The sequence below is a fragment of the bacterium genome, from assembly GCA_019695305.1.
Lineage (GTDB): Bacteria > UBA10199 > UBA10199 > UBA10199 > JAIBAG01 > JAIBAG01.
In genome coordinates this window covers 73,758-96,095 of record JAIBAG010000005.1, presented here as the reverse complement: position 1 = coordinate 96,095, position 22,338 = coordinate 73,758, and the positions used below count along the sequence as shown (strand labels likewise).

The following is a 22,338-nucleotide window of genomic DNA, read 5'->3' as shown; positions in this document are numbered from 1 at the left end:
TACTTATTTATTTTTACCTTTATCATAGTTGTGTTGGGCTTGGTGGGTGTGAGTAGTTTATTTTACAAATATAGTAGTGATCTTCCCAAACTTGACAGCTTAAAGGATTACAACCCTCCTGTGGTATCCGAGGTATTTTCGGATAACGGCACTAAAATTGGCGAGTTTTGGACCGAAAAGCGTTATTTATTATCTCCCAAAGAGCTTCCCAAAACTATTGTTGAAGCCATAGTAGCCGGTGAAGATGACCGTTTTTTTGAACATCAGGGATTAGATTATTACGGGATTTTCCGCGCTTTTTTAGAAAACCTGCGTGCCGGCCATGTGGTGCAAGGTGGATCTACCATTACGCAACAGGTTACCAAATCCCTTCTTTTAACGCGTGAACGTTCCATTGAACGTAAAGTTAAAGAAGCTATTTTAGCCACCAAAATTGAAAAGTCGTTTAGTAAAAATGAAATTTTATATCTTTATTTAAACCAAACATTTTTTGGAAACCGAGCCTACGGCATTGAAGCTGCTGCCCGCAATTATTTTAACAAATCGGCCAAAGAATTAAATATTGCCGAGGCCGCCATGATTGCGGGGCTTGCCAAAGCCCCCTCTTCTTATTCGCCTATTGTTAAACCAGAATTAGCCAAACAACGCCAAGAATATGTAATCGATCGTATGTATACCGTGGGATATATCACCGAGGAACAGGCCAAAAAGGCCAAGGCCTATCCGATTAAAGTGAGTGTGGCTAAAACAGACAAAGAATTTAATTATCAGTATGCGCCGTGGTTTACCGAGTATGTGCGCACTTATTTGCAAAAAACATATGGTGAGGAATCGCCATACACAGAAGGCTTTAAAATTTACACCACCCTTAATATAGATAACCAAAAAGCAGCCGACATGGCTGTGACCCGTGGATTGCGTGAGCTGGATAAGCGCCAGGGCTATCAAGGCCCCCGCCAGCAATTGCAGGAAAGCGAAATTAAAAAGTTTTTAGATGATGAGCACGTTAAGCTTGCCAAAGAGGAATTTTATAACGAACCTTTCTTTGAAAACCCCTCTCAGGTTAATTTTTTAAACCGTTCTTTTCGTTTAAATGAAAATCAGGATTATGATGCCGTTATCACCAACGTGAGCAGTGATGGTTTAACCGTCTCGGTAGCTAATTTAGAAGGAAAAATTTTACCCGCCGACTACGCCTGGGCCAGATCGCGTCCTTACCGTTTTGCCGGTAGTAATATTGGCAAGCAACATGGAAAAACTCTATTTAGCCGTGGAGATGTAGTGTGGGTGCGTCTTAAAAGTGGAAGCGGCACTACTCCCCTTTTTACTTTAGAACAAGACCCCGAAGTGGAAGCAGCCCTTTATTCGTATGATCAATATACAGGGTACATTAAAGCCATTGTAGGCGGTAAAGATTTTAAAAAGAGTGAGTTTAACCGTGCCACACAATCGTTACGGCAAACTGGATCGGTGTTTAAGCCCATGTTGTATGCTGCTGCTTTAGATAAAGGATATAAACCCGATACGGTTATTGATGATTCTCCTGTCTATTATGAATATTCTCCCGGAAGATTCTGGTCTCCTCAAAATTATGGTGGTGGTTATAAAGGCCCAACCAGTTTTCGTAGTGCTCTTGTTAATTCGCGTAACGTTGTTTCGGTTAAAATTTTGATGGATATTGGAACCGATTTTACAACCGGATATTTGCGCAAATTGGGTATTGAAACGCCCATTAAACGTTATTATTCGATGGCGCTAGGCGCTAACGACATGAAATTGGCCGATGTAAGCCGCGCGTTTGGTGTATTTCCTACCGGTGGTATTTTACCCAACACAGTTGCTATCACACGCATGACCGATCGTTATAATCGTGTACGGGAACAATTTGAACCGCGTAAAATTGTACCGTACTCCCAGCAATTAGAAGCTCATAAAAATGCAAAAGCATCCGGCGATTTCAACAAGCCTCTTTTAGAAGCCGGCGAAAAATGGATTAAGGATGACAAATTAAGTATTAACGATATTGAAAAGAAAATTTTATACGGTTCTTATATTCCCGAAGGATATACCATTTCGCCAAAAACAGCCTACACCATGGTATCTATCATGAGTGATATTGTAAATTTTGGAACGGGTTATAAAGTAAAAGAATTAAAACGCCCTGCCGCCGGCAAAACGGGTACCACCAACGATGAAACCGATACATGGTTTGTGGGTTACACACCCGAACTTTTTGCTGGTGTATGGGTAGGTTTTGACCAGGTTAAAAAAATAGGAAGTGGCGAAACGGGCGGCCATACAGCGGCCCCCATCTTTTTATACTATATGCAGGAAGCCTTAAAAGGCTTGCCCATCAAGCAGTTTGATATTCCCAAAGACATCAACGACGCCTCTCTTATGGCACCGCTGGATACCTCGGCTGGTGATGCTGAAGCGGGTGGTGTTGGAACACCGGGTGATGGTGCGGAGTTTTTTATTTACGATTTTTAATCGGCTAAAATAACGGTGGCCATGGCATAGTCGCCGGCATGAGATAAAGACACAAATATTTTTTGAACATTTCTTTTAGTGGCTGCTTCTTTTACTTTTCCCGATAAACGCAGATAAGGTCTTTCGTGCTGATCACATAATACTTCAATTTCTTTAAAATCAACCCACCCTATCCATAATTCTTGTTTATGCAGATCAATAGCATTGATAGCTTTAATAAAGGCTTCTTTAGCCGCCCAGCGGGCAGCATAATGTTGCGCTTTATAGCTTATATTGCGAGCTTCCAATATTTCTATTTCATCCAAGGTAAAATGACTGCTTAAATATTGCGACGGATCGGCTTTAAGAACGTTTTCTTTATAATCCGAAATTTGTACAATGTCGCAACCTTGGCCAAGTATCATCATTATCTGGGTCTTCCATATCCAAGACTAGCTTGCGGGTTTGCAGCAATCCATTCTCTACTACGTCTTACATGGTTATCAAAAAGAGTATCATCGGTTGGTTTACCTTTTGTAACAGCATCGTTCATTGTAATTAAAGGCCTACGACCGGTACGTATAGCGCCCTGTAAATCGTTAGCAGCGCCCATGGTGCGTTCCAAACGTCCTTGATACGCTGTCCAACCGGCACGGCCATATCGGCCCATCACCATGCGCTGCCAATATCGGCTTCCATTGAGCATAACACCTTCAAAGTTTTCTTTCCCAAAACCATAAGATGAAAAGGCAAAGGCATCTAAAGTAGCGGGATCTACCTGGAAACCAAAACGCGTCATCATGAGATGATGGAGTTTGGCATCTACAATAGGATTAACCGTTTGCAATCCAGCACGAGCTGGAAAGCGACCCGTTAAAAACATATCCAATCCTTCAATGATACCATCCAGTGCTGCTTGGCCCATGGTGTGACCAACTAAAACACCCTTGGGAGCGTTAGCAGGATACAGATTACCAGCCTCACGTAAACCAGCGTACATGGCTGTTAAGTAAGCTACCTTCAAATCGTTAGCATCACCCTGAACAGTTCCTGTGCCATGCGTTTCGTGGAACATGATTTGATTGGGAGTTAAACCAAAAGGTTTTCCATAAGCATCTAAAAGATAAGGGAGGCGTGTAATAGCACCACGATCGGGGCTAGCGGCTGCCGCAGCTTGTCCGCCAGACGCATTGCCAACACCCAGCGCAATACCTTCCACAGGCCATCCGCGTTCAAAAGCTACATCACCGCGCGTAAGAACAGCCACACCGGCACCTTCACCTGGCACAAAACCGTTGGCTAAAGTACTAAACACCAAATTAGCCGCCTGATTTTCTGGAACACCCAGTTTTCTTAGATAGTCAATGGTTTGTGTGGCATCAATTTCGGCAAAGCGTTTGGTGGCGCCCTGACCAACTGGTGTCTCTACGCCACCCATCATCACCACATCTACTTCACCGGTAATAAGCATAAATATGGCGGTAGCCATTGATTCGGCGGTTGTACCACAAGCCGCTACGTTTAAGTTTTTAGGGCCTGTAAAATTACGTAAATAATTCATGGCCACGCGTGCTTGAGGCATATTACCCAAACCATCTACAATGGGTTTTCCCATACCACCGGGAGCATTTTCGTCGAACAAGCCCAAGGTTTGCATGAGACGCGCATAGGTTTGGTCGGCCAAACCAGTTCCCATGGCAAGACCCGTACGAATACTTAAAACGGGATCGGCTTCAATAGCTTCGGGTGTTAATCCAATAGCAGCCAAAGCGCCAGCAGTAGCACGTATCAATAAATTACTAGAACGGCTTACTTCACCAGCGTAAGCACGTGGCATGCCTTCTGCCACGGGATCCCAACCGGTTGGAACCTGTCCCGCCAATTGGCGGTCCAATTCTTTTTCGGCCCAAAAATAATCGACCGATCCAGCATTTTTCACCAAAGTATAAGTACCTTCACCATCTGAATAATACTGATCTCCTTCACTCATCAACTGACGCAACTGGGTACTATCTAAACCTCTAACAGTACGCGCTTCGGGGCTCACTATTTTCATTAAATATTTATCGCCACGAGGATTAAAACCGTAATGTAAATCGGGTTCAATTTGGCGGATACCCACATGAGCATTCATCCAGTCACCATAAATATCACGCACGCCTTTAGCGTTAATAGGAGCACCTTCGGACAAAGCTGCTTTAGCTGCAACTTCACTCACAGTTGCCATTTCTGTTGCCATATTACGGGCCACCACATAACGACCGCGTCCACTATCCCATTTCACAATATTTTGTAGAGCCGCCAAACGCATGATGGATTCATCATCCAAACGTTTCACAGAGCCCATTTCGGCTAAAGCGCGTGTTGTGGCACGATCACCACCGCCCACAATACGATCAGCCGACACCACAACCACTGTTTGTTCCAACGGAATATCCAGCGGCGCATCCGTAGCACGACGATGCACAGCGGGGGCTTCAATCCGTCTGGCTGCGGTGTGGACTTCAATACTATCAGTCGGCTTTAGACGACCATCTTTGGCGCCCGCTTCGGCAATGGCCTTCAGCATCTCAGCCTGATCCGTCACGTCTCCGACAATTTCATTGCGCACCGGCAACATGCGTTTGGGTCCCACGGCCAAGAAACCTGCCTCGGTCGAAACTCTTACAGGACGATTGGCAGCCACATCCATAACAATAGGATGAGATAAAACCACATCCAAAAATGCCGCTTCGGCTGGCGCATGAGTACGCACACCAATGGCTTCAATACCTTCGGCTGCCTTGCCGTTTTCATCCATCAGTCCAGTACGAATCCAACCGTGCTCTTGATCAGCAACAGTATAATAATCCTTTAATGAAGGGTCGCTTTCAGCAGCATTGACATAGGCTTCCTTGGCTGCTTGCACATCACCGTATTCACCGCCAGGCAGCAAATGCTTGTTGGGCGAACCAGCCAAGACTTCAATAATCTTAAAACTAGTCACGCCATCCTCACGCATATTGCTTACTAATGCCGCACGCACACGCTCCAATCCCTTGTAGTTGACATTGAAAGTCGCCAATCCATCGCCCGAAGCCTTGCCTCCCAACTTGCCTGCGGCCAAATGCGTGTCAAAAGACAGGGGCCAGGCCGCAAAGTTGTAAACATAACGGGGATAAAGTTTGCGGACTTTCAACGTTGCCTTGAAGCCCTCAACATCTTCATCCGAACCAACGTTCAAGCTGGCAAATTCCAGCTTGGCGCCACGACCCCGATGTTCATGGTAAGTACGTTCATAGAATTCAATCAGCGGAATTTCGCCCCACTGTGGAGTACGCACCATCACGTTGTAGTCTTCTTTGGAAGTTGTGACGATAATATGCGCACCACCGGCGGCAAAGGCCTTGAAGTTGTCGATATTGATCGACGCCAGAGAGGCACCAATCATCAAGGCCACTTCGGGAATACGTGACCCATCAGCTGCAACCGTTTGATAAGTACGACCATTGGCAATAAAATCATCGGCAGCTTCTAGTACCAAGTTACGATCCGGACCTGACAAATAATCCACATGACGACTTTCACCATCCAAGGTCAAAGTCCCGCCTTCGCGGAATTCTGTCACCATGTCTGCGGCCGTAAAACCAGGACGCGCCACTTCCTTGACCGTGATTTTACCATCTGTGCCCATGTTCATGCGCGGACGGGTAAAACTGCCAGCCCACACCACATCAGGGCGGGCGACCGGTGCCTTCATGGCACCGTTGGGATTCATGAGTTTGTCACCAGACAAAGTCGGATCCACAGTCTGATCCGCCACCAAAGTTTCCATGCGGGCCAACACTTGATCCCAAGCTTCCAGTTCGGGGCGGGCCGTTGCACCATAGGCCGTAAGATCAGCCAAAAAATCTTTGGCATGGGCTAAAATACGGGCATGGTCCTGCACTTCGGCACCGGCTTGTGCCAAATGTTCGGCCAGCGCCTTGGCTGCCGCACCTTCCAAGCCCTCAATGGCACCCAAACGACTCACTAATTGTGACCTACCTACCACTTGGGCTTCTTCATCTGCTATCAGGCGTGTCAATTGGGGATAAGAACTGGCAATAGCTGCCAGCTCTTCGGCCACCTGCGCCCGCTGATAGCGCAACAGGGCCAGGGTGCGCGTGGTCGCACGGTTGGCCATGCGAGCCATTTTTGTCGCTTGTTCGGCCAATACAGTTGCGACACTAGTCCCTGCGCGCAAGGCAAACTTTTGGCCAAAGATCCAATCTGTTACTTCAGAATCAACAAATTGCGAATGCACCGAACGCATTTTGTCGGCATCAAAAGCCGGCGTTAAGCTGTCAGCAAAACGATCACCCAGCTTGTCGCGAATTTGCTGCATGACGGCTTCGCGGCGTTCATACTCGGCCACCTGACCACGCAAGCTTTCCAATTCGGCAAACAAGGCGGTGAGCGCTTTTTCGTCCAAACCAGGGTAGGAATCAGCCAAAAACCGGAAGGCGATGGATAAATCACGATCACGGTGCAACTTTTTCATGTCAACCTTGACTCCGCCGCCTTCTCCACCACCACTGGCAGCCTTTTCTTTAGCCGAAGCCAATGGGATTGATTCGCGGGTACGATAATGGCCCAGCAACTTGTCCAACCAGGCCTTGCCATCGGTATTGCCAGTCAATGCCAGATCGCCATCTGCCAATTGTTTACCGGTATCGTTTGAGGTGCCTTCACGCGAAGCCGTTATGGCCAGCATCATGGCTTCCAATCTGCGACCCGCAGGCAAATCGGCCCACTCAGTCAGAAAATGTGCTTGGGCAGCCTTGTCATCGGGTACACCAGTCAATCTGGCCGCAGCCGCCTTGAAATATTTTTTCAGAGTCGGTCCGGCAGTAGTAAACGCAGCTCCACCGCCAATGGCACCTGCCAAATCTGTCAGACTCAGGGATTTATGCGCATTGTCGGGCACAGTGGCTCCAGGAAATTCCGGTTTAATGCCGTCATTGGCCACAGGAATGGCCTTATCCGAACCACCCATCAGTGTTTCCAATGTTTTAGACACATCCACTTCTTCAACACGCACCTTGCGCTCCATGGCCACGATGGTGCGCAAAATATCCAAAGCCGTGATTGTTTTATCAGGTACATTGCCGGCAGCCACTGGCGCTGCTGCTCTTGCAGGAGCTGCATCAGCTGGCGGCGGTGTGGCACCTGCCCCTGGCGCAGGATTGGATGGTGCAGCAACCGTAGCAGGAGCTTCTTCGGCAGCTTCGACATGGCGGATGATTTTGTTCCAGTCATCCACAGCACCTGTGGTGAGAAATTGCGGACCTTTACCATTGGCAATCAAGACACGACGAGCGCCTAATTTTTTATCAGTGGTAGAAGACGCATGGTCTTTAATTGTAGAAGCTGGCGCAATTTCAATCAAACGTTCAGCTCGTACGGCGCCCGCTGGTTCAAACACGGCCATCTGCACCTTGACCCACTCAACAGGTGCCGCAAACTGATAGACTAAGCCCACGCGTAATAGATAATTTTCTACTTCAACACGATCGGCAGTTCCCGCCTCTAAACGACGACGGAATTCATGTAAATCGACTAAGTGCTGGCCCATGAGAGTACGTAACTCTCTTAAGAGCTGTTCCGAATCAAAACCCTTGGCCTGCATCATGGCTGCTGTAGCTTTAAACGCATCGGTATCAAGGCCTTCGGCGTAGCGATTAATAAAAGCCACAACCGAATCGATATACTCAGGCGTCACGCGGAAAACTTCGCCATGAATGCAAGGCACATAGCGACTATCCAGCGAGTGGCCTTCGGCAATGGGAGTGGTGGTGAGAACACGCCAAAATTCGGGAATACCAAAAGCCAGAACCTGTGAATGGAAGGGAGTATCAATCGGCAACTTGGTAATCACCGAACTAAAAGGTCTGCCCAGCCTTGCCATGACCTGTTTGTGGGCTGCATCAATACGACGACCGACTTCTTCGACTGCGTCTATTTCACCGGTTACAGTGGTTTGGGTCGGGCGATTGAAATTGGCCAACTGCACAAACTTGCCGGTGTCTCGACGCACGTCTTCAACAATTTTTCGGATGTCGACCTGGGTTGTCGGATCTTCGGAATCAGGTTGGTCAAAATCATTGCGATAGTAGGCAATGGCATCCATGCGGAAAGGCGACTTGCCATCCGCATCACGCAGAGGATCCACAAAACGCTGCATCGACATGCCACGCATGTAGAACATGTCGAGCAAATCTTCGGCAGAAATTTTGCCTGCCATGTAAGCCGCCACATATTCGCCACGGCTATTGCCAATAAGAACGGCATCTTCCTGATATAAACCTTTGGCCTGCAACACGGCAGCTGTAGCAATATCATGAGCACCCAAAGCCATTTGGGATAATTCGGTACGGTGGATTACATGTTCGGGATGCTTAACCGGTGTTTGTACACCACGGCCCTCAACGGGAACAAAAGAAAGTTCCTTAAGATCGGGATTGCCAACCATGGCTATAATAGAAAAACCATACTTTGCACGAGTATGACGATCTAAGCGTTCAAGCATGGCTTTGCCTGCCGGTTCAGCCAAGAGTTTGGCAAACATGCCAGGCTTTTGGTCGCCTTGTCCTGGTAACGCATAAGCCGTGCGGGGTTGTGCTACTTCGGCTATCATTTCTAAAACAGTTTTTGTTTTGCTGGCATCGGCCGGATCGGCCATCGTAGTTTTAACGCGCACTAAAATACGTCCATCCCGAGCTCCAATTTCTTCCACCGTATCGGTGAGTTTGGTACCGGGTTTTACTTCGGCCATCATGGTGGTTGTTTCTTTTAGAATACGTGCGGGGTTACCGCCCACAACAGGTGAAGCCACTAAAGTGGCCATGGCACTGGCCTTGGTCCACATGCCATGATTAATAACATGGTCTTGTCCCATTTTGGCCGCTATATACACATCATCATGGATGGGATTGATATCACCAGAGGCGCGTGAATAAACAGCAGGCTCCAATAAAGAAGTTTTTTCACGCTTGAATAAAACGGGTTGACCCGGAGCAAAAGCTGCATAGTCGGGTTTAGTAACTTTGCGAGAGTTGAAGAAATGACCTTGCAAGAAAGGATGTTTTTCTCCCTTGGCAAAAGTATCGGTACGGTCTACCGTTCCCACAATTTTATCACCGTCTAAAATATTTCCACTTAATCTGGATGTAGTAGCACCACTGGCATCAACCGTAATTTTTTCACTTAAATCAAATTTTAATTCGGTGTTATCAACAATCTTAACTCCGTCATGCAAAGTTACGCCGCGAACAACATCATGAGCTTTTAGAATAGCCCGTAAGAAAGGATTATCGGCCTTAAGATAAAACGTATGCGTTTGATCATCAAAACCGGAAGCATCAGAAAAATGTCCCAGCGTTAAAAATTCGCTGCGTGATTTGGCTACCAATATTCTTTCATCACCGCGCACCACATAAGTGCTCGCTTCCACAAAACGCTTACGGCCACTGGCATCGGTGGTTTCACCAACAATACGGGCTTCCGATTCAACAGTGTCTCCTTCTTGCACCCACAAACCATCAGCAACAAACTGGAGACTATCACGCACATGGCGTAAGTTAATAGGCGAACCACCCTCAACAGCTTTAAAAGCGGCGGCTGTCCAGGGAGCAGAGCCAAAACGAGCTACCATGGTAAGAGGTGCTGTGAGTTTGCCACTGGCATCGGTACGGCTCTCACGAGCGGCTGGCTGGCCACCCATGGCATTGCGGAAACGCACTAAATCATCACGGGTAACTGTATAAGAGCCACGATAAACACCACTCTCATCGGGCTGTGAGGAACCAAATAGACGAGCATAGGTTTCATAAGGATCTACAAAACGCTCTTCAAGTTTGGTCATAAAACCATGATGACGAGAACGCGTATATTCCCAAACAAAAGGCTCAGAACGACCATCAAATGTAGAATGACTAACTGTTAAGCGAGTTTGAGCTCCAGTGGACTCACCAGTTAATTCAAATTTAACACGCAGATTATTGGTTGAAGGCTCGCCAGAATTATCGTGAATGCGAATGGATGTTGTTTGGCCCAGAGCATTGGTTTCTACCACTACAACCTGGCCGTCTCTGGGTTTAAAAATGCCGCTTAAATCATTTTTAACTTTTTGACCACCTTCTTCATGACGGAAACGAACATCTAGAGCTGTACGTATATCACCTGTGCCCTGATTCATGAGGGCCTCAAGATAAGCATCCGCATCAACTCTGCTAGCCTTATCAATAACAAAAGTTCTCTTTTGACCACCTTCAGTATTGTCTTGCACTGAAACGCTAACACCACTTACCTTGGCCATATCGCTATAGACATAGGGTTTGGCACCCGGTTCCGACACTTCACCCACGGTTGATGTGGGGCGTGTTTTTTTAGCTTCAGCAACAGTAGCTTCCATTACTGCACGGTGCCAATCGGCAATAGGAATATTGGCCTCGGTAATTTGATCGGCCACTTCCGGACCTGTTTGAATTAATAATTGATTGGCATCATAACCCTGTTCATACAGTGCATACTGAGTTTGACCGCTCTTGTAATCGGCCACAAGTTGACCGGCATCCAAACCAAAAACAAAACGTTGTGGGAAATGATTGAAAACCAAAACAGCTTCCGATCCATTCCACTGAAATTCTCCGGCTCTGTGCCAAATAGCACCCAAGCGGCTTAAAAATTCTTCGCTAATGGGTTGTTCGGCTGCTTTTCCTAAGCCGGCAATAAAAGCCCGTGCTTGTGCACGTACTTGCCCCGGATCTGTAAAATTGGCATCTGCCGCAACCGTATGGGCCGTGCGGCCTGTTTGAGGAGCCAGGTATTCATCCATGGCTCGTTGCATGGCCACAAAAGTGGTGTTGTAAAATTCGGGATAAGGAGGACGGAATTTGTCATCGTAAAGAGACAAGTCTACCCAACGATTCAACACATCGCCAAAAGTCATGCTGGTAGGTTCAACAACGGCATCGCCTCTCATCCAAAACCATGGTTTTGTTTGAGAGCTATTGAACTCGGCAATAAGCGCGGCTTTTTGATCGGCACTCCAAGGATTAAATCTAAACTTACCGCCACCTAAATCAACTCTAACGCTATTTACCAAAGCTTCTAAACGCCCACAGCGGGCAAAATATTCGTTTTGTACAACATGTTGAGGGCCGCTGGCCTGGCTTGGTAAAGTGCCCACAGTTTTAGATGTTGCCGCCACATTGGCACTACGCACACCGTCTGTGGTTTTCATTACATCAAAGTTTTGGGCGCCACTTGCTACAATAACAGAAGCCGCTGGCAAATCACGCAAGCCATCACTGCGACCATGAATCATGGCACGCGCAATAAGGGCTGGTTCAAACAAACCACCGGCATCCACAACAATGGCTCCCGCTTTTTGTAAATCATCAAAACCGCGTCCCCATAATTCTTGAACACTATGAGCCCCATGATGACCACCAGCTACTTTGTTTTCTAATACAACTACCACTCCGTGACCATTTTGCGTGAGTTCGGGTTGGGCTTTAAGCACAGCCACCACATCGGCTACTTGAGAGGGTGAACCAATTTTAAATTGAGGAAAAGGAATCCCTGCCGCGTGAGCTTTTTTAATAAAAGCAGGTAAATCTTTAGGCATGCCGGCGGTTACTTCTACACCAACGGGAGAATCGTGTTCCTGACGCCCTTTAATAGCATCACTCACCTGACCATCAAAACCACCCCAAATGGCCATCAAATTGGTAAACCACGCTACTTCGCGCCCCACAACAGTGGCTACACTGCGAATAGCATCGGGCAAACGTGTGCCCCACGAACCGCTCGATAAACCGGTGAGCATACCTTCTTCTAAGGCAATACGCGTAACCGTATCTATATCGCCCGTGTGGGGCGTCATGGCGCCAATTTGAATAAAACTACCCACTTCTCCGCGGTAAGCTCTGTTAAAATCGGTTTGTACAATTTCGGTACCATCCGGAAGTTTTACAACTTGCCAGCTATCATAACGCGCAGCTGGTTTTGTTTTTGCTGCATCGGTCGTAAATAGTGCACGCAATCCATCAAAATTTTCATCGGCAGCCGAAATAATTTGAATACCAGTACCGGCCAAATTTTTACGCGCCATGCCGTCTACTGCTGTCCCTGGTCCAAATCCAATAACCACATCCACTCCGGCATCAGCCAAAGCTTTGCATTGTTTTGGAAAATGAAAACTGGATGTTCCACGATCGGTAATTGTGCGTGCAAGAGGATCTGCAACAGTCCGTAAATCGGCAGCATCCAAGGTAGAAAAGACGGGAATTGAGAGCGATTGAGAAGCTACACGTATGCCCATTCCCCCTTCAGGAGGTTGAGCATGATAAGTGGCAAGCTGACTATCACCATGTGCCATACCCAACGGATGATGAAAACGACCTTCCGAAGTAGTATCTAAAAATTTGATATATTCTGAATGTTTATCGTCTTTACCTTCATTGGCTTTATCAATTTTAACTTTAAGAGCAGCCAAGCCTTCTTGAGTTCCGGTAATTGTGTGTGTCCAATCGGTATTGGGACTTACAGAAATTTGATGATCATCACCTAATTCACGTTTTACGGCATCTGTAAACTTTTTTAGCCCAGCTTCAGAAATACCCCATACCGAACGCATGGGAATATTGCCGGCATAACCCGGATCGGATTGCCGATAGGCTTGTCCTTGATACGTTAAATCACGGATGGCTTCCTGAGCAGTCAATCCACCAGCTACATGTAAAGCCGGTGTAATACCCTGACTAAAACCAGTGGCTGCGTCTAAATGAATACGAAGTTTTAATACCTCGTGCAAGGTTAACGAAAATAAACCAATACCCGGCGAACTCACATCAACGGCATTAAGAATATCGCTACCCGGTGCCGAGGCTGGATCGTTGATCCAGCGCACAACATCTATTTGACGACCAGGTTCTACATCCGGAATTTTTCGAGTTAAATCGGAGAGATAATTTCCTCCTTCACGTTCAATAAAGCGACGAGCCTCGGGATAGGTTTTATACAAAAAGCGTAAGGGAGCTAACCAGTCATTAGCTTGGCCTGCAAACAAAGCGCCTACTTTTTTAGCATCCCATGCCGATTGGGGACGTTCAAAACGTCCTCCTTCAAAATCATCTAAACCTAATTCAGCACGCTTGTTGTAATACAGAGCCACGCGTTCCCAATTGCTGGTCACTACTTCTTCGGCGGAGCGTCCTGCCAATAAGCGTTCGGCTTCTTTTACAAAATGTGTTTCTAAACGAGTACGTTCTTCACCTGTAATAAGATTATTTTTAGCGTCACTCAAAAATAAAACCATATTAAGAGCCGCTTCGGTTTCGTTAGCCGCTAGTTTAAAGCCTTCACAAGCATTGGCTAAACCTAATTCTGCAACACGACGTAATTTATGCTCATCTTTTGGATCAAATGTGAGAACACTCAATAATTTTTGTGCCGTTTCAAAGTGAGTATCACCCTGAAAAGAGCTTGTATTACCACCCTGACTTCCATCACCCTGCGTATCCGCACCAGCACTTGAAGGTGCCTCGGCGGCTATGCCTTGTGCGCGTTCAAGGCCTAATTCTTGTACTAGCTTTAAACCTTCATTTAAACGTATACCAAAGTCTTCACGAAAAACATTCACCAAGTTGGGCTCAATGCCGTGAAGTTGTAATTGAGTAACACGTATTTTTACAGAGCCATGCTCATCTTTTACAGCGCGCAAAACTATTTTAGCCACTACAGGCTCGCCTTTTTGATTTACCAAATTGGTGGTAATAATTTGGCTAACACTTTTACCTTGCGCTTTTATGGTAGCTGCAATTTGGCCTGCCAAATCTTGCCTGGAAGGTAAAAGTGCTGCGCTAAGAGTTAAAGAATGACTATTGGTAGCTGGGTGCGTATGTCCGGCAAAATGAGAACCATCTTCTCTTGTCCATATTCCGGTATGGGTATAATAATCAACTCGGGCTACATCGCCTTCTTCGGCACCATCGGGAACAATAAAAGTATCGCCGCTTTCAATTTTTACATGACCATCAGCTTGTACGTGCAAAGTTTGTTCTACACCATATTTTGTATGGGCCTGGCGTGCGGTTTGTAAATGGTCTTCTGTTACACCAGTTCCCAACAATAAATACTTGAGAGAAACTAGCTGTGCTTTGGGCACAGGGTGAAGTTCATAAGGTGCCACTTGAGTGCTAGCCGCAGGAGCCGATTTAGCATCAAAGCCATGGCGCGATGTATTAATAGATACTGTTTGCGGTTTAATCATAGCCGCCACAATATTGGGATCAGCCGCTGTGGCATCACCGTCAATAATATTGCGTACAAAATTTTGATTGGGGTTTGTTTGTGAAGCCAAACGCGCTAACTCTTGACCGGCTTCGTTATAAGAACCAATAGCCACCCATTGAGTGTCGGTATGTTGAGCTAAGTTGGCGGCTTCTGGTTCAGATTTATTCACTAAATGTATTTGTGATAACTGGCCGGCTACTTCTTGTCCTCTTACTTCATCTTCAAGCACAGCGTACGCACCAAAAACCATGTTTTCAACGGACGGATCATAAACAACATTCACTTCACTTCCTGTGTAAACAGCAGCGCTTAATAAACCACTTAACTGAGCTAAACTCATGGAGTCGTCTACGTAAATAAGACCTAAACCCCTTGCAGCAGCGCGTGTATAATTGGTTTCTCCTAACAGATGAGGTTGATAATCTGTTCTAGTAAGCATATCCCAAGCCACTTCAGCCATAGTATGGATAGCTGTTGCACTATTAACATTGTCAATCGCTTCAAAAGTAACAAACTGACTTAAATAATTTCTTCCACCTGCTTTGGATCCACCAATACCCGAATTATTATTACCACCAAACGGCTGACGAGCCACCACGGCACCGGTTGTTCCTCTATTGATGTATAAATTACCTACTTCATCCCAGTGCTCGAGCACTTTGGCTTGTGAAGCTGGGCTACGGGTAATAACAGCGCCGGTTAAATTAAATTCAGAATCTTTTGCCACTTGAATGGCCGCATCCAAAGTATCCACACGCATAATGGCCAGCACGGGGCCAAAATTTTCATCCTGCATTAACGGGACCTGAGCGCTATCTACTTCTACCAGTGTGGGATTAATAAAATAACCGCCGTCGCCGCGTTTTTGTGTGGGACGACCGTCCAATAAAATACGGCCCTGGCGAGTTTCTTCTATATTCGTGATCAGTTTAATTAAACGGTGATACGACTCTTCATCAATCACAGGTCCGTAAGTGTTTCCAAAATCTTCTACGTTTCCAACTTTTAACGATTGAGCAGCTTCCACCAAACGATCGGTTATGTGGCGGAAATGAGCTTCATCCCCCACAATAATAAGCCTATCAAGCGCTGAACATTTTTGTCCGCCGTATCCAAACTTGGAACCTAAAGCATATTTAATGACTTCGTCCGGATGCGCATCGCGATCAATAATCATCGCGTTTTTGCCACCCATTTCGGCAATTACTTTTACACCATGAGGCGCTTGTGTTTCGTAAAGTTGAAGACCTGTTTCTTTGGAACCCGTAAAAGCGATAACATCGGCAGGATGTTCTTCTGCTAAATATTTTCCAAAATCAGAACCTTTGGAAGGTACAAAATGGACAGCATCGGCATCAATGCCCGCTTTGCGGTAAATGCTATAAACGGCATAACCCAAAATGCTGGTTTGTCGCGAAGGCTTAATAACGGTGCTGTTGCCTTCAACAAGAGCTGCTGCCGACATGCCGGTTAAAATGGCCAAAGGAAAATTCCAAGGAGCAATAGCGGTAGCTACGCCTTTGGGCTTGATATTCACATCGGGGTTTTCATCCCGTAAGCGTAAAGCCTCGCGGGCATAATATTCTAAAAAGTCTATAGCTTCGGCAACTTCAGCATCGGCTTCGTGCGGTAATTTTCCAGCTTCCAGCATGAGAATGGCTGTTAATTGAAATTTGGCCAAACGCATTTCTTTAGCGGCTACTAATAATTTTTGAGACCGCTCTTCAGCACGCGTATCATTTCCCCACGTGCCAACAGCATTTTCGGCAGAATCAAAAGCAGCTTTTATCGCTTCTCTATCGGCAAGAGCTATTTTGCCTAAAATTTGAGAAGGTTGAGATGGATTAACAGAATTTTCGGTTTGAGAAGATCTTATGGTTTCACCTGCAACTACGGGTTCAAAAATAAATCCTGTTTCTAAACGTTGTTGCAATCCGACTTTAGCTTCTTCAAGGGCATTACGAAGCTTTTCCTGATTTTCTGGTCGTGAATAATCGGTGAGAGGTTCATTAACAAAGGGTTCTCCTAATGAAGTGACAACAGCACTATTGCGCGATGTTAGGGGCTTGGGAGGCCACATATTGCCAATATCAGGAGGCTGAACCAAGTCCTCTACACTTCTTCCGCTTAAACGCTGCAGTAAAAACGATTTCTGTGAAGAATTTTCTAAAATACGACGGGCCAAATAAGCCATGCCCGGTAACAATTCACCCACAGGAGAATAAACACTTAAGGGAATACCATTCCCCACCAGCGCTTCTTTCATGTCGTTGGCCATGCCAAAAAGCATTTGCGCTTCCATGGGCACACTCAGCGAACGAGCTCTGTAAATGGCATAAGCCATAGTACGAGCATTATGCGAACCAATGGCAGCGCGCAGATACTGGTGTTCGCTCATCAACACATCTACCATTTCTTCGTAATTACCATCGCTGTGGGATTTTTCGGAGAAAACGGGAAGATCAAAACCTTTTTGTGCAGCTTGTAAATTTTCGTAATCCCAATACGCACCTTTTACTAAACGAATTAATACTGTGCTGCGTCTGTTACCTTTTTCTTCTTGCGCGTCTCCACGCGCCTTAGACCAGGCGGCCAAATCACGCAAAACGCTTTCGGAATCTTGTAAGTAGGCTTGCACTACAATACCTACATTGGTCATGCCGGCATATTTTTCTTCAGCTAAAACTTCTTTAAAGATGGCGTATGTTAAATCGCGGTATTCAAATTGCTCTAAATCAATAGTAACACCTACACGCACACCGCTTTCGACTTCTACCTTAAGAACCTTATCTAAAACTTGTCTAAACTTATCTTTTACAACCTTTGCAGTGCCCTCGGGGTCGGCAGGATTCCATTGTGAATACAAAGAAGAAAATTTAAGAGAAATTTGAATATCGTATTGATCGGCTTCTTCAAAAGTTTTAACGCTAAACTCACGCTTTCTGTTGGCACGTGTTTGTTCAATCAATTTACTATCACCTGCCAAGCGATCTATTAAATCCATGTAAGCATCCAAGTAGGCACTTTCTTCTTTGGTGCTGGTAATAGCTTCGCCTACAATATCGGCATTGGGCATCATTCCACTTTGAGCCATTTCACGAAATTGTGTTGCTGCATTTTTTGCACTTGTAGCCGATATATAGCGGTACGCCATGGTACGGATGCCACGTTGAATAGCAAAAGATAAAGCCTGCGAAGGAATACCTCCATGAGCCATGTTAATAGCTAAGCGTAACGGCCCTGGTAAATTAGAATTGAGAGCCATCTCTTTAGGAAAGTAATCTTTAAAATGACTCACTACTTCTTGCGGATCATTTTCTATTTCGGGAAGCACATCGGTAAAACGCATCACTCTATCCAAAAGATCAGCATCAGCAGACATGGTAATAGTCATCTTATCTAATTGTCGAGAAGCTAGTTCGGAGATGGCTCTAAAAGGATTTAAGGAAAGTCCACGTTTATAGTCAATTAAACCTCTGGCAATTTCTGCCACTTCTTTTTGAACAGCTTCTTTTTTTGCTTTAATGGCAGCCGCTTTCTCCCGACGCGTTTCCTCATCCATTACAAAACCTTGTGTATCTCCTCTGTTGCCGTCTCCCTGTGTATCCCCATGTGCGGTTTCGGGCGCCGCAGCAGTACGCTCAAGGGCTTTTTCTATTCCTATTTCATCCACAAGGCGAATTCCTTTAGAAAGCTGGGTTTCTAACGCCGCTTGATAAGCATTAAGGGCTAATGGCGGAATGCCACTTACTTTTACATCGGTAATTTCTACATGCGTGCTGCCGTCTTGGTTGCGATTAGCTTGAATGCTGATGGCCGCTACAACGGGCTCACCTTCTGTATTTAGTAAATTGGTAGTAATAACATGAGTAACAGTTTGGCCAGGTGCTTTAACTGCACTAGCAACATGTCCGGCCAAGTCGTCGGCAGATGCGGCTAAGGCGCGTGCCAAAGTAAGCGGTTTAGCATCGCGTGCGGGTTGCGTGTGGGCTGCAAAAGATGAACCGTCGGTTCTGCTCCATACACGGGCATGCGTTTGATAATCAATGCGTGCTACATCACCATCCTCATCTGGAACAATAAAGGTATCGCCTTTTTCTATACTTACTTCTCCGCTTGGATGAACACGAAGAGCCTGTTCTTCCATGGATGCCGTGTGCTCTTCACGAACTAAAGTCAATACTTCAGGAGTTAATCCAGTGCCTGCTAATAAGTCTGACAAGGCTACAAGTCTTGCCGCTGGGATAGCAGCTGATACCGCTACATTTATGGGAGTTGCAACAGTAGCCTCATGCACTGCTGGCGTAGTTTGAGTGTTGTTTGTTGTATGAGCAGGAGTAAATGAAACAACTTCACCTTTAGGACGTTCTGCTGCAAGTCTTTCAGACCGTTGAGCCGGTTTACGTTCAGTATCAAAAGCCAATACTCTCCCTTTTGAACGAGAAGTGTCGGCCACCTTTTGAACGCCTTCAGCAACAATCACTTGAGTTGTATCTAGAATGATGTGTCCATCTTCAGCCACGTGTTCTGCAGAAGTAACGGTATGTGGGGTTTTTTCTTCTTCTACTAAGGTTTCGGGAGCAACTGTTTTACCAACAACAACCTGACCGTCATCTGTTAATTCAATGCTGCTCTCTTCAGTAGTAGCACGCAAATCAACCATTTGAGCATTTTCCCACGAGGAAACAGTAGAGCTTGCATCCAGCGTATGCATTTCGGTTTCAACAGGAGCCGTTTGAGAAACCTGCTGATAAACTGGTGCTGCTGTTTCTTGCTCATTTGAATCATGAGAAAGATCCTGGTTGGCATGGCCTTCTCCATGACCATGATTGCTTTCCATTAATTCGCGAACAGCACCTACTTTAGCAAATCCGCCCAGCGAAGTAGAACGAAGCGTTTCGCTAAAATCGTAAGCCGTAGCAAAACGGTCGCCCTTTAAGCTACGATTAATGGCATCATCCAAAGGTTCTTCCACCATTTCAATAGCCTGATCGGCCACCAAGCGATACATCACATCATCGGCTAAAGCATAACGTTTTAATAAACTACCACTAGCCAGCGGTGCAAAACCGGTAAGCACACCGGCAACACCCGATGAAAGCGCCTGAGTACCCCACTCGCTATAAGTGGCATGACGCTGACTTCCGGTACCGCTGGCACTGTCTAAAGTGCTGTTGGCTAAAACTAAACCCGACGTGGAAGCTCCGGCCTGTACTGCACGGGTGGTACCTTCTACTATTCGTTGTCCAACAGTAACGCGCGCGGTTTGGCTAGCTACAGCAGCTGCGGTAGCGGTAGTTTCGGTTGCAGCGGTACCGGCAATAGCCAATTGACCAACTTTAAAGGCAACACCAATAACCAGTTTGGCAGCTAAACCTGTAGCTGCAAATTGTAATACATTTAATATCGCAGCTTTTTCGGGCCCTAACAGCATGTTAAGGGCTGCGGCAATTTCGCCACCGGGAGCAAGCGATACATACAAATCGTCTATAATGTTTTGCAGAGTTTTTTGATCTTTTGCTTGTGTTAAGCGACCCACCAGCGCATCCATATAATCTTGGGCGCGTTGTATATAAACCAAATCGCCATCACCTAAAAGACTGGCTGCCTGTGCAAAGCCACGCGTTAGGTAACCCTGGTCACGGTAATATTTATATAATTCCATTTTACCGTCTTGGAGAGCGCCAATTAAATTTTGAATGGGTTGTGTTAAATCAAGTTCTGGAAGTGGTGCATCTTCGGAAATTTCTACATTTTCATCCACAACGGGAGGCGCAACATAAGCCAAAGTAAAATTTTGGACGGGATTTAAATGTTCTCCCATTTCAATAGAGCTGGACAGTTTATCGGCATAAAAAACAAAGGAGGTGTAAGGTTCTTTTACAACTTTGGGCATAGCCTTAAGAATATCGGTTAAGACAGATCCAAACAAAGCCCCATCTATATAAAGAGGCGTATTGATAAAATCCTGAATGTCTTCAGTTACGGTCACTAAATCAGACTCGGTTTTAAGGCGCTCGGCCATACCTAAAAAGCGGTCGGTGTTATAAACAATAAAACGGCGGATGGTTTCATTATTGATGCCCGGGTAACTAAAATCGGCCCAGTTGGCATTATTGGTGCCAAACATCCACAGGCTAGATAGAGTAGCAATAAGCTTGGATTTAATATCAACACCTTTAGCGGCAGTATCGTTAAGCGAACGAATAGTAGCTACTGTATAAGAAGAATCAAAAGTAGTGTAGGAAACATCGCCTTCTTTGTCGGCATCAAATTGATCGGTGTGACGGCTTGTGACGTTATTATAGTAATCCTTAATTTGCCGTATACCTTCAAAAACAGCGCTTGTACGAGTTTCGGCTACCGGGCTTTTAATACGGCCCAAAATTTCTCCATCAATAATACCAGCCCCGCTAATAGCTACAGCATCAATAAGCTGATCACGCACACTCCAGCCTGCCGTGTAATAATTAAGTGTAGAATGATAAGCGGCTCCTTCATCGCTAAACCATTGCTTATCCCCTCCCCAGTTTTCGTTTACAGCACGATATAAGACGCGCTCCACCATATGACGGCCGGTTGGTGTATCTAAATTTTCATCTACAAATTTATAGGGATTAATTGAAACAAAAGCTCTTTCAAAATCGGCCATTTCACGGCGATAAGTTGCTTCGGAGCGTACTACATATTCGGCATCGCCAGTAATGTAGGACGCAACAAGCGTTAACAGCGACGAATTTTGAAACATTAAATCGCTGTAAGGGTCTTTAAGAGAGGCTCCATCCAAAAGTCTAAACTGACTTCTAAAAAATTCCATCAACCCATACCAGGGTTCGCGATCTTGCTTAACAAAACCATTCACACTAAAATACTCCAGATTAAGCGCACCGTTTTTACGAAACATGGGCTGAATTAAAAAACCCACCAAAGAAGTAAAACGCTCAACCACATCGTGCAGGGCCATGGCCGTATCTTGTTTGTCGCTAATATTACCAGGACGGTATGCATCGGGAATATGATCTAAAGGCTCGTCTTCGTCGGAGGCAACGGAGCAGGTGTTGTCTTCCAATAAAGAATCTATGTTTTCATCTGTTGGCGTTACATCCGAAACGCTGTCATCGACACGAGGTTCTGCGTGAATAACAGCAGCGTGAGCGGTAGTAACATGAGGTGTACTTTTAGGAGCGGGTGCAGAACTACTTACATTTTCTGAATAACTGCTGGTACCATTCCAGGCATCAAAGGCTTCGTTATAAGTGGGTTTAGCTTGGCCGGTGTATAATAGATAAAAATCAATGTTTTCGGTTTGGGCATTATATAAAAAATTATCCCAACCGTCTTGATCGAGCGCGTTCCACTCTTCTTGAGTGATAAATGAATTGTCACAAGTGAAATCATCTGCAGAAGATGACACACTTCCACCTTTGGAATTCCCAATATCTGAAACAGCCATGTCTTTCCCTACGTCAACCTACGTTATGCCCAGAACTTGATTTCCAATGCCCTTGGATACCAATAAGACTCGAGCCCCCTTTAAATGGAGGTTGA

At 45.8% G+C, this 22,338-nt stretch carries 3 protein-coding genes; 1 reads left to right on the top strand and 2 read right to left on the bottom strand.

Annotated features, from left to right (window positions below):
- Positions 1-48: 48 nt before the first annotated feature.
- Positions 49-2,490: a PBP1A family penicillin-binding protein gene (locus K1X76_04030; GenBank protein MBX7148230.1), complete on the top strand. Its 2,442-nt coding sequence runs from the start codon at positions 49-51 to the stop codon at positions 2,488-2,490.
- Here the strand turns inward: K1X76_04030 and K1X76_04025 are convergent.
- Together K1X76_04025 and K1X76_04020 are read right to left on the bottom strand one after the other, a co-directional pair.
- On the bottom strand, positions 2,487-2,897 hold the full coding sequence (locus tag K1X76_04025; protein ID MBX7148229.1) for a holo-ACP synthase: 411 nt from the start codon (positions 2,895-2,897) through the stop codon (positions 2,487-2,489). The genes K1X76_04030 and K1X76_04025 overlap by 4 nt on opposite strands.
- The gene (locus K1X76_04020; GenBank protein ID MBX7148228.1) at positions 2,897-22,243 is read right to left on the bottom strand and encodes a proline dehydrogenase family protein; all 19,347 of its coding nucleotides are present in this window, start codon (positions 22,241-22,243) and stop codon (positions 2,897-2,899) included. The genes K1X76_04025 and K1X76_04020 overlap by 1 nt, the downstream gene beginning before the upstream one ends.
- Between the last annotated feature and the right edge of the window lie 95 nt (positions 22,244-22,338).

Coding starts and splice junctions, on each gene's coding strand:
- K1X76_04025 (MBX7148229.1), bottom strand. CDS start 2,897: ATGATGATACTTGGCCAAGGTTGCGACATTGTACAAATTTCGGATTAT.
- K1X76_04020 (MBX7148228.1), bottom strand. CDS start 22,243: ATGGCTGTTTCAGATATTGGGAATTCCAAAGGTGGAAGTGTGTCATCT.